Origin of the sequence: Microbacterium sp., from assembly GCF_031180975.1 — a bacterium.
Lineage (GTDB): Bacteria > Actinomycetota > Actinomycetes > Actinomycetales > Microbacteriaceae > Microbacterium.
The window spans coordinates 230519-243378 of sequence record NZ_JAPSLI010000006.1; the positions used below are offsets into that span (position 1 = coordinate 230519).

Annotated in this window: 12 protein-coding genes and 1 pseudogene; 12 read left to right on the top strand and 1 reads right to left on the bottom strand. The window is 72.4% G+C overall.

Annotated elements, in window-relative coordinates:
• Nucleotides 1-38: 38 nt before the first annotated feature.
• From RIF65_RS10600 to RIF65_RS10655, 12 genes are all read left to right on the top strand, one after another.
• Nucleotides 39-716: a sirohydrochlorin chelatase gene (locus RIF65_RS10600; protein WP_309066872.1), complete on the top strand. Its 678-nt coding sequence runs from the start codon at nt 39-41 to the stop codon at nt 714-716.
• A 255-nt stretch (nt 717-971) separates the two neighbouring features.
• Nucleotides 972-2687, top strand: a complete 1716-nt coding sequence (locus tag RIF65_RS10605) for a nitrite/sulfite reductase (RefSeq protein WP_309066871.1) — start codon at nt 972-974, stop codon at nt 2685-2687.
• Nucleotides 2684-3400 (top strand): phosphoadenylyl-sulfate reductase, encoded by a 717-nt coding sequence (locus RIF65_RS10610; RefSeq protein ID WP_375142145.1) that lies wholly within the window; start codon nt 2684-2686, stop codon nt 3398-3400. Before RIF65_RS10605 ends, RIF65_RS10610 begins: the two co-directional genes overlap by 4 nt.
• Complete coding sequence (gene cysD, locus RIF65_RS10615; protein ID WP_309066870.1) at nt 3397-4362, top strand: sulfate adenylyltransferase subunit CysD; 966 nt, start codon at nt 3397-3399, stop codon at nt 4360-4362. Before RIF65_RS10610 ends, cysD begins: the two co-directional genes overlap by 4 nt.
• On the top strand, nt 4362-5759 hold the full coding sequence (locus tag RIF65_RS10620) for a sulfate adenylyltransferase subunit 1 (protein ID WP_309066869.1): 1398 nt from the start codon (nt 4362-4364) through the stop codon (nt 5757-5759). Before cysD ends, RIF65_RS10620 begins: the two co-directional genes overlap by 1 nt.
• 33 nt (nt 5760-5792) lie before the next feature.
• On the top strand, nt 5793-6854 hold the full coding sequence (locus RIF65_RS10625) for an ABC transporter substrate-binding protein (RefSeq protein WP_309066868.1): 1062 nt from the start codon (nt 5793-5795) through the stop codon (nt 6852-6854).
• 107 nt (nt 6855-6961) lie between these two features.
• Entirely contained in the window at nt 6962-7726 is a 765-nt protein-coding gene (locus RIF65_RS10630) for an ABC transporter ATP-binding protein (RefSeq protein WP_309066922.1), read from the top strand.
• A complete protein-coding gene (locus tag RIF65_RS10635) occupies nt 7716-8573 on the top strand; it encodes an ABC transporter permease (protein WP_309066867.1) in 858 nt (285 codons plus the stop codon). The genes RIF65_RS10630 and RIF65_RS10635 overlap by 11 nt, the downstream gene beginning before the upstream one ends.
• Nucleotides 8570-9484, top strand: a complete 915-nt coding sequence (gene cobA / locus RIF65_RS10640; RefSeq protein ID WP_309066866.1) for a uroporphyrinogen-III C-methyltransferase — start codon at nt 8570-8572, stop codon at nt 9482-9484. The genes RIF65_RS10635 and cobA overlap by 4 nt, the downstream gene beginning before the upstream one ends.
• Nucleotides 9485-9513: 29 nt before the next feature.
• Nucleotides 9514-10899: an FAD-dependent oxidoreductase gene (locus tag RIF65_RS10645; RefSeq protein ID WP_309066865.1), complete on the top strand. Its 1386-nt coding sequence runs from the start codon at nt 9514-9516 to the stop codon at nt 10897-10899.
• The gene (fdxA, locus tag RIF65_RS10650) at nt 10896-11225 is read left to right on the top strand and encodes a ferredoxin (protein ID WP_309066864.1); all 330 of its coding nucleotides are present in this window, start codon (nt 10896-10898) and stop codon (nt 11223-11225) included. Before RIF65_RS10645 ends, fdxA begins: the two co-directional genes overlap by 4 nt.
• Nucleotides 11218-12138, top strand: a complete 921-nt coding sequence (locus RIF65_RS10655) for an NAD(P)/FAD-dependent oxidoreductase (RefSeq protein WP_309066863.1) — start codon at nt 11218-11220, stop codon at nt 12136-12138. The genes fdxA and RIF65_RS10655 overlap by 8 nt, the downstream gene beginning before the upstream one ends.
• A 369-nt stretch (nt 12139-12507) precedes the next feature.
• Here the strand turns inward: RIF65_RS10655 and RIF65_RS10660 are convergent.
• Nucleotides 12508-12860, bottom strand: a pseudogene (locus RIF65_RS10660) (HNH endonuclease signature motif containing protein); the annotation flags it as partial.

Consider the following 12860-nt stretch of genomic DNA (forward strand, 5'->3'; position numbering starts at 1 on the left):
CGCACGCCCGAAACGCGACACCGCTAGGCTCACCGGTCATGACGCAACCCGCGCTGCTCGCGGTCTCTCACGGCACATCGGATGCCGCCGGAGCCGCCGCCATCGCCCGCCTGGTCGACCGGGTGCGAGCCGCCCTGCCCGACATCGACGTGCACGAGGCGTTCGTCGACGTGCAGCAGCCCGAGGCGGCATCCGCTCTCGCCGCTCTCGACGGCCCGGTCGTCGTGGTGCCGCTGCTGCTGTCGAGCGGCTTCCACGTCAGCGTCGACATCGGCTCGCTGGCGCGCGAGGACGTCGCGATCGCCCCGCCGCTCGGGCCGGACGAGCGCCTCGCTGTCGTGCTCGCGCGTCGACTTTCCGAGGCGGCGCCCGCCTCAGAACCCGAGGTCGTGCTCGCCGTCGCGGGCTCCCGCGACCCGGCATCCGAACGCGACGCCGACGCGATCGGCGGTCTGCTCGCCGCCCGCCTCGGCCGGCCGGTGGCCGTCGCGTACCTCGCCGCGCGCGAGCCGCGACTGACGGATGCCGTCGCGCAGCATCCGGATGCCGTCGTGGCGTCCTACCTGCTCGCGCACGGCTTCTTCCACGATCTCGCCGTGCGCCAGGTCGCCGGGCACACCGTCACCGAGCCCCTGCTCGACGACCGGGATGCGCCGGACGAGCTGGTCGAGCTGGTCGTGGCGAGGTACCGGGACGCGGCGGGGCGCCTCGGCTGAGGTTTCCGCGGCTGGGCCCTTCGATCCCCACGCCCCACTCCGGCCATCGCTGCGCGATGCCACCCGAGCGCGTGGGCCGGGCTCAGGGACCCAGCCCGGGCGCACACGTACGCGCCCATGAAACAACACGAAGCCGGGTGAAGCCCCCTCCGTGACGAACTGTGACCTCGCGTGTCACGCCGTTCGTCATGTCCTGGCATCCGCCGCCGCCCGCTCCTTACCGTGATCAGCACCGATCCACGAGAGCGAGCCCCCATGACCCTCGAAGCCACCACCCGCGGCGCCAGGACGCGCACCGCACGGGTGCCCACGAAGCCGCACGGCCAGTGGCTCGTCGACGGCACCGAGCCCCTCAACGCGAACGAGGAGTTCAAACTCGCCGACGGCGGGCTGAACGTCCGCGAGCGCATCGAGACGGTCTACGCCGCCGGCGGCTTCGCGTCGATCGACCCGACCGACCTGCACGGCCGGTTCCGCTGGTGGGGCCTGTACACGCAGCGCAAGCCCGGGATCGACGGCGGCCGGACCGCCCAGCTCGAGCCGCACGAGCTCGAGGACGAGTACTTCATGCTGCGGGTGCGCATCGACGGCGGCCAGCTGACCACGCAGCAGCTGCGCGTCATCGGCGACGTCTCCCGCGAGTTCGCGCGCGACACCGCAGACATCACCGACCGGCAGAACGTGCAGCTGCACTGGGTGCGCGTCGAGGACGTGCCCGAGATCTGGCGGCGCCTCGAGGACGTCGGCCTCAGCACCACCGAGGCGTGCGGCGACGTGCCCCGCGTCATCCTCGGCTCTCCGGTGGCCGGCATCGCCGCCGACGAGCTGATCGACCCGACCCCGCAGATCGCCGAGATCGCCGAGCGCTTCATCGGCGACGAGACGCTGGCGAACCTGCCCCGCAAGTACAAGACCGCGATCACCGGGCACCCCAGCCAGGACGTCGTGCACGAGATCAACGACTGCGCGTTCGTGGCCGTCGAGCACCCCGAGCTGGGCGTCGGCTACGACCTGTGGGTGGGGGGCGCCCTGTCGACCGTGCCGCGACTCGGCGAGCGCCTCGGCTCCTTCGTCACCCCCGACCGCGTCGCCGAGGTGTGGCACGGCGTCACGCGCCTCTTCCGCGACTACGGCTACCGCCGCCTGCGCAACAAGGCCCGCCTGAAGTTCCTGCTCGCCGACTGGGGCGTCGAGCGCTTCCGCCAGGTGCTCGAGACCGAGTACCTGGACGCGCCGCTGCCCGACGGCCCTGCGGCACCGAAGCCGGCCGGGCAGGGCGACCACGTCGGCGTGCACCGCCAGAAGGACGGCCTTTTCTACGTCGGCGCCGCACCGCTCGTCGGCCGCGTCTCCGGCACCACGCTCAGCGCCCTGGCCGACCTCGCCGAAGCGAACGGCTCGCAGCGCGTCCGCACCACCCCACACCAGAAGCTGCTCGTGCTCGATGTGCCGGAGGATCGGGTCGAGTCGCTCGTCACCGGACTCGACCGACTCGGACTGTCGGCCCGGCCGAGCCTGTTCCGACGCGGCACCATCGCGTGCACCGGCATCGAGTTCTGCAAGCTGGCGATCGTCGAGACCAAGGTGAACGCGGCGAACGCGATCGCCCAGCTGGAGGAGCGCCTCGGCGCCCTCGAGCCCGAGATCGGCCGCCCGATCACCCTGCACGTGAACGGATGCCCGAACTCGTGCGCCCGGATCCAGGTCGCGGACATCGGTCTCAAGGGCCAGCTCATCACCAACGCTGAAGGACGCCAGGTGCCCGGGTACCAGGTGCACCTCGGCGGCGGCCTGGCATCGCAGGACCGCGCGGAGGCCGGCCTCGGCCGCACCGTGCGCGGCCTGAAGGTCGAGGCGGACGGCATCGCCGACTACGCCGAGCGCATCATCCGCCGCTACCTCGCCGACCGCGCCGAGGGCGAAACGTTCGCGCAGTGGGCGCACCGCGCCGACGAGGAGGCGCTGCAGTGACCCGCCGCGACGCCGACGCTCTGCGCGCCCTCGCCGCTGACGGCGCGGCCGCGCTGCGCAGCGGGCGGCCGGACGAGGCGACCCCGGGCGAGGTCGTCGCGTGGGTCGCCGAGAACTTCGCCGTGCGGGATGCGGCCGTCGCCTGCTCGATGGCGGATGCCGCCCTGCCGCACCTCGTCGCCGAGCGGCTGCCCGGCGTGGACGTGCTGTTCCTGGACACCGGATACCACTTCGCCGAGACCACCTTCACCCGGCACGAGGTCGCCCGCACGCTCGACGTGCGGATCGTCGACGTCAAGCCTCAGCAGACCGTCGCCGAGCAGGATGCCGAGTTCGGGCGCGACCTGTTCGCGCGCGACCCCGGCCTGTGCTGCGCTCGGCGAAAGGTCGAGCCGCTGCACCGCGCCCTCGGCGCGTACGAGGTGTGGTTCACCGGCGTGCGCCGCGAGGAGGCGCCCACCCGTGCTGCCACGCCGCTGGTCACGTTCGACGAGCGCAACGGCCTCGTCAAGGTGAACCCGGTGGCGGCGTGGACGTTCGACGACCTGCTCGGCTACGCCGGCACCCACGACGTCGTCGTCAACCCGCTCGTGATGAACGGGTACCCCTCGATCGGCTGCGCCCCCTGCACGCGCGCCGTCGCCCCTGGAGAAGACCCCCGCTCCGGCCGCTGGGCCGGACTGGCCAAGACAGAATGCGGACTCCACGTATGACCATCACTGATCTCGTTTCAGCGCAGACCGCTGCGCCGTCCTCGCTCGACGACCACGCCGGGCTGCTCGAGCGCCGCGAGGCGCTGGACCTGCTCGAGGCCGAGGCGATCCACATCATCCGCGAGGTCGTCGCCGAGTTCGAGCGCCCGGTGCTGCTTTTCTCCGGCGGCAAGGACTCGGTCGTCGTACTGCACCTCGCCGCCAAGGCGTTCGCGCCCGGACGCATCCCGTTCCCCGTGCTGCACGTCGACACCGGCCACAACTTCCCCGAGGTCATCGCGTTCCGCGACGAGACCGTCGAGCGGCTGGGCCTGCGGCTCGAGGTCGCCTCGGTGCAGGACTGGATCGACGACGGCCGCCTCACCGAGCGCCCCGACGGCACCCGCAACGTGCTGCAGACCCGCCCGCTGCTGCACGCCATCACGCGTGGCCGCCACGACGCCGTGTTCGGCGGCGCCCGTCGCGACGAGGACAAGGCCCGGGCCAAGGAGCGCATCCTCTCGCTGCGCGACGAGTTCGGGCAGTGGGATCCGCGCAATCAGCGCCCCGAGCTGTGGAGCCTGTACAACGGCCGGCACCTGCCCGGTCAGCACGTGCGCGCCTTCCCGATCTCGAACTGGACCGAGCTGGACGTGTGGCGCTACATCGCGCGGGAGAGCATCGCGCTGCCGCCGCTGTACTTCGCGCACCAGCGCGAGGTGTTCCGCCGCGACGGCATGTGGTGGGCGGTCGGCGAGTTCAGCCGGCCTCGTGACGGCGAGCAGGTGGAGCGGCGGCTGGTCCGCTACCGCACCGTCGGCGACATGAGCTGCACCGGGGCGGTGGAGTCGGATGCCGTCGACGTCGACGCCGTCGTCGCCGAGGTCGCACGCTCCACCCTCACCGAGCGCGGCGCCACGCGCGCCGACGACCGGATCAGCGAGGCCGCCATGGAGGATCGCAAGAAGGACGGGTACTTCTGATGCCAACGACCATCGAGAACGGCGTTTCATCTCGCACCGCCTTCGGCGGCGCTCGCTCAACGACCGGGGAGGAGGGCGCACTCGACGGCGCTCGCTCAACCACCGGGACGACCGGGACCCTGTTCCGGTTCGCCACGGCCGGGTCGGTCGACGACGGCAAGTCCACACTCGTGGGACGCCTGCTGCACGACGCCAAGGCGATCCTGTCCGACCAGCTGGAGCAGGTGGCCCGCACCTCCGCCGAGCGCGGCTTCGCGCACGGCGAGTTCGACTTCGCGCTGCTCACCGACGGACTGCGCGCCGAGCGCGAGCAGGGCATCACGATCGACGTCGCGTACCGCTACCTGGCCACCGATCGGCGCACGTTCATCCTCGCCGACTGCCCCGGACACGTGCAGTACACCCGCAACATGGTCACCGGCGCCGCCACGGCGGATGCCGTGGTCGTGCTGGTCGACGTGCGCAAGGGCGTCGTGGAGCAGACGCGGCGGCACCTGGCGGTCGCCTCGCTGCTGCGGGTGCCGAACGTGATCCTCGCGGTCAACAAGATCGACCTCGCCGACTACGACGAGCAGGTGTTCCGCGCCGTCGAGGCCGACGCCCAGGCCGTGGCCCGCGAGCTCGGGCTCGACGGCGCCCACGTCATCCCCGTCTCGGCGCTGCAGGGGGACAACGTCGCCGAAGTGTCGGAGCGCACCCCCTGGTACGACGGCCCCGCGCTGCTCGAGCTGCTCGAGACCCTCCCGACCGAATCGGAGCTGGAGGGCGAGCAGAGCCCGTTCCGCCTGCCTGTGCAGACCGTCATCCGTCCTCAGGGCGGGCTGGCACCGGGTGAGGATGCCGTCCTGCTGCGCGACTACCGCGGCTACGCCGGCCGCATCGCCTCCGGCACGATCAGGGTCGGCGACGCGGTCGAGGTGTTCCCCGGCGGCCACGTCACCACCGTCACCGGCATCCGGGTGGCAGGGCGGGAGACCGACCGCGCGCAAGCAGCGGACTCGGTCTCGGTGACCCTCGCCGACGACCTCGACGCCGCCCGGGGCGCGGTCATCGCCGCCGCCGGGACGGCACCGCGCGGAACGCGCGAGGCGGAGTTGGAGATCTTCCAGCTCGACAGCCGCCCGCTCATCCCGGGCGACCAGCTGCTCGTCAAGCACGGCACCGCCATTGCTCGCGCACTGATCACCGACGTGCTCTCGCGCCGCGACCTGGAGACGCTCGACCAGCAGCGCACCGCGGAGTTGCGCGTCAACGACATCGGCCGGGTGCGCATCCGCTTCGCGGCCGAGCTGCCGCTGGAGCGGTACGCCGACGACCGCGAGGCCGGCGCGCTGCTGCTCATCCACGCCGGCGACGGGGCCACCCTCGCCGCCGCCACCGTCATCACCGCGGGCTGAAGCCCGCCCGACCAGCCTGCGAAGGAGGCGACAGTGAACACCATCCGCACCACCGCGGCCCTCACCATCCTGGGAGTGACCGCGGCCATGCTGGCCGGCTGCCAGGCGGCATCCGCGCAGCAGCACGGCGAGACGGACCAGCTGCGCCTCGGCTACTTCGCCAACCTCACGCACGCGCCGGCACTGGTCGGCGTCGAGGAGGGCCTGTTCGAGGACGCGCTGGGCGACGTCGAGCTGCAGACGCAGATCTTCAACGCGGGCCCCGCGGCGATCGAGGCGCTCTCGGCGGGCGCGATCGACGCCGCGTACGTCGGCCCCAGCCCCGCCCTCAACACGTTCATCCAGTCCGGCGGCCAGTCCGCCGTGATCGTCGCGGGTGCGGCATCCGGGGGTGCGGCGCTGGTCGTGCGCGACGGGATCGACGACCCCGCCGATCTCGACGGCGCCACGCTGGCCACCCCGCAGCTCGGCAACACGCAGGACGTCGCGCTGCGCAGCTGGCTCGCCGACGAGGGCTTCGAGACCTCGACCTCAGGCGGCGGCGACGTGTCGATCACCCCGACCGAGAACGCGCAGACCCTCAGCCTGTTCCAGGCGGGTGACGTGGACGGCGCGTGGCTGCCCGAGCCGTGGGCGTCACGGCTGGTCATCGACGCGGGCGCGCATGTGCTGGTCGACGAGCGGGACCTGTGGCCGGACGGCGAGTTCCCCACGACGGTGCTGCTGGTGCGCGCGGAGTTCGCCGCGCAGCATCCGGATGCCGTCGAGAAGCTGCTCGAGGGGCACCTGGCCTCCCTGGAATGGATCGAGACCCACCGGGCCGGGCTCGGCAGCGCGATCAACGCCGCCCTCGACGAGGCGACCGGCAAGACGCTCAGCGAGCCGGTGCTCGACCGGGCGCTGGAGAGCGTCTCGTTCGGTGCGGACCCGCACGCGTCGGCGTTCGAGGAGCTCGTCGCCGACGGCATCGCGGCCGGCACGCAGAAGCAGGGCTCGATCGACGGACTGTTCGACCTGGCAGCGCTGAACCGACTGCTCGAGGAGGCCGGCGCGCAGCCGGTCGATGACGCCGGCCTCGGGAGGGACGACGGATGAGCACCGAGCCGACCGTCACCGCCGACCGCGCCCTCACCGCCGAGCGCGTCACCACCGCCGAGCGCATCGCCAGCGCAGGCCCCCTCTCGCCGAGCTTCGACGGCGTGATGCCGCCGCACCCGCCGCAGCAGCTGGTCGCGCCGATCGTCCGGATCGACCACGTCTCGAAGCGCTACGGCGCCGGACCCCTGGTGCTCGACGACATCTCGCTGGACATCGCACCGGGCGAGTTCCTCTGCCTGCTCGGCGCATCCGGCTGCGGCAAGTCCACGCTGCTGAACCTCATCGCCAGGCTGGAGCCGGTCTCGTCCGGCAGCATCACCACCCCGGACAGCGGGGCGGCCGTGATGTTCCAGGAGGCGGCGCTGATGCCGTGGCTGAGCGCCGCGCGCAACGTCGAGCTGGCGCTGCGGCTGCGCGGGATGCCGCGCGGCGAGCGTCGCGCCGAGGCGCGCCGACTGCTGGAGACGGTGAACCTCGCGGACGCCGCCGACAAGCGGCCGCACGAGCTGTCGGGCGGGATGCGGCAGCGGGTCGCGCTGGCACGCGCCCTCGCCCAGCAGCGCCCGGTGCTGCTGATGGACGAGCCGTTCGCGGCTCTGGATGCCATCACCCGCGACCTGCTGCACGAGGAGCTCGAGCGGGTGTGGCGGGCGACGGGGCGCACCATCGTGTTCGTCACGCACAACGTCCGCGAGGCGGCCCGCCTGGGCCAGCGGGTGATCCTGCTGTCCAGCCGTCCCGGCCGGATCGCCGGCGAGTGGCACGTGAAGAGCGCAGGGCCGCGGCGGATCGAGTCGCCGGAGGTGTCGGCGCTGGCCACCGAGATCACCGCCGAGCTGCGGAAGGAGATCCGCCGCAATGCCCAGTGACGTCCTCGCCGGTCTGGACCGGTTGCAGACCGCCGACGCCGAGACCGGCCCGCGCTGGCGTACGGTGCTCGGCAAGGCCCTGCCCCCGGTCGCCCTGCTGTTCGCGCTGCTCACGGCCTGGCAGCTGTACGTCGCGCTGGCCAGGCCGCGCCCGGACATCACGCCCGGTCCTCTCGACGTCGCCGCCGCGATCGGCGACTCGTGGGCGCAGGGCCGGGTGCAGGAGGCGGTGACCACCAGCCTGGAGCGCGGGCTGATCGGTTTCGCGATCGCGATCCTGGTGGGCACTCCGATCGGACTGCTGCTCGCGGAGTGGCGTCCGCTGCGTCGGGCGGCCGGTCCGCTGATCTCCGGGCTGCAGGTGCTGCCGTCGGTGGCGTGGGTGCCGGCCGCCATCATCTGGTTCGGCCTCTCGGATGCCACGGTGTACTTCGTGATCCTGATGGGCGCGATCCCCTCGATCGTGAACGGTCTGCTGTCCGGCATCGACCAGGTGCCGCCGCAACTGCGCCGAGTCGGGACCGTACTCGGTGCCACGCGGTGGCAGCTCGCCACCGAGGTGGTGCTCCCGGCGGCGATGCCCGGCTACCTGGCCGGCATCAAGCAGGGCTGGGCTTTCGCGTGGCGCTCGCTGATGGCCGCCGAGATCATCGCGGTCGGCGGCACGATCGGGTTCGGACTGGGCACGATGCTGCAGCAGTCCCGCGAGCTGGCCGACCTCGCCGGCGTGCTCGCCACCATCCTGCTGATCCTCGGGATCGGCATCCTCGTCGAACTCATGCTGTTCGGGCCGCTGGAACGGCGGATGCTGCGCCGCCGCGGCCTGCTCACGGAGGGAACCTCATGACCATCGGAACCGTCACCCTTGTCGGCGCCGGCCCCGGCGACGCCGGCCTGCTCACCTTGCGCGGCATGCGCGCGCTCCGCACGGCCGACGTGATCGTCGCCGACCGGCTCGGCGCGCGACGCGTGCTCGACCAGCTCGCGGAGGAGGGCGAGACCCTCCGCGCCGAGGTGATCGACGTCGGCAAGACGCCCGGCCACCACCCGGTGCCGCAGGAGCGGATCAACGCCCTGCTGGTGCGCCTGGCTCGTGAAGGCAGGAACGTGGTGCGCCTGAAGGGCGGCGACCCGTTCGTGTACGGACGCGGCCGCGAGGAGCAGCTGTACTGCGAGGCGGAGGGCGTGCCGGTCGAGGTCGTCTCCGGGGTCACCAGCGCCGTCTCGGTGCCGGCGCTGGCCGGCATCCCGCTCACCCACCGCGGCGTGGCCGCCGGCTTCACCGTCGCCAGCGGCCACGACCCGCTCGACGAGCTGCCGGGCGGGCGCGACCACACCGTGGTGCTGCTGATGGGCGTCGGCACGCTCGCGCACGCCGCCCATGTGCTGTCCCGCGGTGAACGAGGCGGCGGGTGCCCGGTCGCGATCGTCGAGGACGGCTTCGGAGAAGGACAGCGGGTCACCGTCGCGACCCTGGACGACGTGGCCCACGTCGCCGCGGCGCGCGGGGTGCGCAACCCGGCCGTGATCGTCGTCGGCGACGTGGTGCGGCTGAGCCCGCACGCGGCGGCCCTCGCTCCGCACACTCTGGGGGTCGACACGCCGGATGACGGACGAAATGCCGCCCGGCATACGACATCCGGTGTGTCGACCCCCGAACCGGAACCCGCCGACACCTCCCTGGTGACCCGTCTCGTCGCGGCGCTCGAGGCCGGCCTGGCCATCGACGCCGGCACCCCCGTCGCACGCACCCGCTGAGGCTGCGCTCCCCACCCGAAAGGCCTGTCATGACCACTGCTCCCCTGCGCGTCGCGATCGTCGGCGCCGGCCCGGCCGGCATCTACGCCGGAAACATCCTGCACACCGCCCTGCGTGACGCCGACGGTGCCACCAGCGGGGTGGAGATCGACCTGTTCGACTCGCTGCCCGCGCCGTACGGACTGATCCGGTACGGCGTCGCGCCGGACCATCCCCGGATCAAGGGCATCGTCTCGTCGTTGCACGAGATGCTCGACGCGCACGACGAGGGCGTGGAGCGCCGCCGCATCCGCTTCCTGGGCAACGTCGAGGTGGGTCGCGACGTCGCCCTCGACGAGCTGCGCAGCCGCTACCACGCCGTGATCCTCGCCACCGGGGCGATCCGCGACGCGGCGCTGCCGATCCCCGGGATCGACCTGCGCGGCTCGTACGGCGCCGCCGACTTCGTCGCCTGGTACGACGGTCACCCCGACGTGCCGCGCACCTGGCCGCTGGACGCGCAGTCGGTCGCGGTGATCGGCAACGGCAACGTGGCACTCGACGTGGCGCGGGTGCTCGCCAAGCATCCGGAGGACCTGCGCAGCACCGAGGTGCCGGACAACGTGCTGGAGGGTCTCGAGCGCTCGGCGGTCTCCGACGTGCACGTCTTCGGTCGCCGCGGGCCCGCCGACATCAAGTTCACCCCCATCGAACTGCGCGAGCTCGGTGAGGTGCCGGGGGTCGACATCGTGGTGCACGACGAGGACTTCGACGGTGTCGACCCGGCATCCGCTCCCAACAACCAGCTGAAGGTGATGCTGCGCACGCTCAACTCGTGGCGGACCAGGCCGGCGATCGGGGCGACGCGGCGGCTGCATCTGCACTTCTGGCACGCGCCGGTGGAGGTCACGGGCGACGGTCGGGTCGAAGGCATCCGCTTCGAGCGCACCGCACCCGACGGACGGGGCGGCATCGTCCGCACCGGCGAGTTCCGCGACTACCCCGTGCAGGCGGTCTACCGTGCCGTCGGCTACTTCGGCTCGGAGGTGCTCGGCGCGCCGTTCGATGCGCGCCGCGGCGTGGTGCCGAACGAGGAGGGCCGCGTCGACGGCATCCCGGGTCTGTACGCGACCGGTTGGATCAAGCGCGGCCCCGTCGGCCTGATCGGGCACACCAAGTCGGACGCCACCGAGACGATCGGGCACCTGCTCGCGGATGCCGCGGCCGGGCGCCTGGCCGCGCCGACCGAGGACGGCGACATCACCGCTCTGCTCGACGAGCGCGGCGTCGAGGCGACGACGTGGGACGGCTGGCTCGCGCTGGACGCGCACGAGCGCGCGCTGGGCGAGAGCCACACGCACGTCAGGGAGCGGGTCAAGGTCGTGCCGCGTGAGGAGCAGGTGGCGATCTCGCGGGACGGGGTGCTCACCCCGTGACGTATGTGATCGCTCTTCCGTGCGTCGATGTGAAGGATCGTGCCTGCATCGACGAGTGCCCCGTCGACTGCATCTACGAGGGGGAGCGCTCGCTGTACATCCACCCCGATGAGTGCGTGGACTGCGGCGCCTGCGAACCGGTGTGCCCTGTTGAGGCGATCTACTACGAGGACGATCTGCCCGACGAGTGGCAGGACTACTACACGGCCAACGTGGAGTTCTTCGAGGAGATCGGCTCGCCCGGCGGCGCCGCCAAGGTCGGCGTCATCCACCACGACCACCCGCTGGTCGCGGCGCTGCCTCCGCAGGACGGCGGCCATGACTGAGTACGACGTCCTCATCGTCGGCGGCGGGCCGGCAGGGTTGTCGGCGGCGCTGAACCTCGGGCGCTCGCTGGCCCGCGTGCTCGTGGTGGATGCGGACCGACCGCGCAACGCCGCCACGCTCAACTCGCATGGTTTCCTCACTCGCGACGGCGTACCTCCATCGGAACTGCGTCGGCTGGCGCGGGAGGAGCTCGCCGCGTACCCCAACGTCGAGATCCGCTCGCGTGTGCGGGTGGCCGGCCTGCGGCAGACGGGTGCCGGGTTCGAGGCCGGCATCGGCAGGCGCGAGGCCACGGAGACGGTCACGGCGCGTGCCGTGCTGCTGGCCACCGGGTTGCGGGAGACGCTGCCCGACGTGCCGAATCTGCGCGGCTTCTACGGCATGAGCCTGTTCAGCTGCGCCGCGTGCGATGCGTGGGAGCTGCGCGGCCGGCGGCTCGCGCTGATCGGGGAGTCGGCGGACCTGGCCGATCGCGCCCGGCTCATCGCGCGCTGGACCGAGAGCCTCACCGTGTTCACGCACGGATCGGATGTCGTCAGCACGACGGAGGAGGCGGAGCTGGCTGCCGTGGGCGTGGCCGTCGAGCGCTCGCCGATCGTCGAGCTGGTCGGTGATCGGGGAAGGCTCGACGGCATCCTCCTCGCGGATGGGGTCCGGCACGACATCGACGGCGGGTTCGTGCGCCCGGAGTGGGATTCCGACCTGTCGTTCCTCGACGGCATCCTCCCTGCGCGCGACGACGACGGCCATCTGTGCACCGACCGCTCGGGTCGCACCGATGTTCCGGGGCTGTATGCCGCGGGCGATGTCGCAGCGCCCGGCCCGCAGCAGCTGATCGTGGCCGCCGGTGCCGGTGCGCGCGTGGCAGCCGTCATCGTGCACGACACCGTGGGCGTCGCCACCGCGCACTGACCCGGCTGCGCGGTCGTTCCCTCCCGGTCGTTGAGCAAGCCGGTGTCCCGGTCGTTGAGCGAGGGCGCGCGGAGCGCGCCCGAGACGAAACGCTCCAGCCCCGTTCTCGGTCGAGCGAGCCCCGCCGGAGGCGGAGCGAGACGAAACGCGTCACTCTCATGGGTCGCCCGTTTCCGGTCGTTGAGCGAGCCCCACCGCCGCAGGCGGCGCGAGACGAAACGCGTCACTCTCATGGGTCGCCTTCCCCCGGTCGTTGAGCGAGCACCGCCGGAGGCGGAGCGAGACGAAACGCGCCGCGTTCGGCGCGGACCCCGGTTTCCGGTCGTTGAGCGAGCACCGCCGCAGGCGGCGCGAGACGAAACGCCGGGTTCAGAAGGGTGCGTCGATCTGCGGTGGTGGGGTGGCCCAGGCATGGTCGCGCCATGCTGGTTCGTGCGGCGGGGGTGGGTCGGTGTCGGTGAAGGTGACGGTGTTCTGCGCGGGTGGGCGGTCGATGTAGACCCGTCCGGTGGGGCTGGTCCATTCCAGCAGCCCGCCACCGAGCTGGGTGACGTGCCACGGGGAGTGATGCTTCAACACGTGGTGGCGTCGGCACAGGGTGCCGAGGTTGGTTTCGTCGGTGGGGCCGCCGAGGGCGGCGTCGTGGGTGTGGTCGAGGTCGCTGTGCCGGGCGGGCATGCCGCAGCAGGTGAACCGGCAGCGTTGATCCCGGGCCCGCAGGT

Coding starts and splice junctions, on each gene's coding strand:
- cobA (WP_309066866.1), top strand. CDS start 8,570: ATGACCATCGGAACCGTCACCCTTGTCGGCGCCGGCCCCGGCGACGCC.
- RIF65_RS10635 (WP_309066867.1), top strand. CDS start 7,716: ATGCCCAGTGACGTCCTCGCCGGTCTGGACCGGTTGCAGACCGCCGAC.
- RIF65_RS10645 (WP_309066865.1), top strand. CDS start 9,514: ATGACCACTGCTCCCCTGCGCGTCGCGATCGTCGGCGCCGGCCCGGCC.
- RIF65_RS10630 (WP_309066922.1), top strand. CDS start 6,962: ATGCCGCCGCACCCGCCGCAGCAGCTGGTCGCGCCGATCGTCCGGATC.
- RIF65_RS10655 (WP_309066863.1), top strand. CDS start 11,218: ATGACTGAGTACGACGTCCTCATCGTCGGCGGCGGGCCGGCAGGGTTG.
- cysD (WP_309066870.1), top strand. CDS start 3,397: ATGACCATCACTGATCTCGTTTCAGCGCAGACCGCTGCGCCGTCCTCG.
- RIF65_RS10605 (WP_309066871.1), top strand. CDS start 972: ATGACCCTCGAAGCCACCACCCGCGGCGCCAGGACGCGCACCGCACGG.
- RIF65_RS10600 (WP_309066872.1), top strand. CDS start 39: ATGACGCAACCCGCGCTGCTCGCGGTCTCTCACGGCACATCGGATGCC.
- RIF65_RS10620 (WP_309066869.1), top strand. CDS start 4,362: ATGCCAACGACCATCGAGAACGGCGTTTCATCTCGCACCGCCTTCGGC.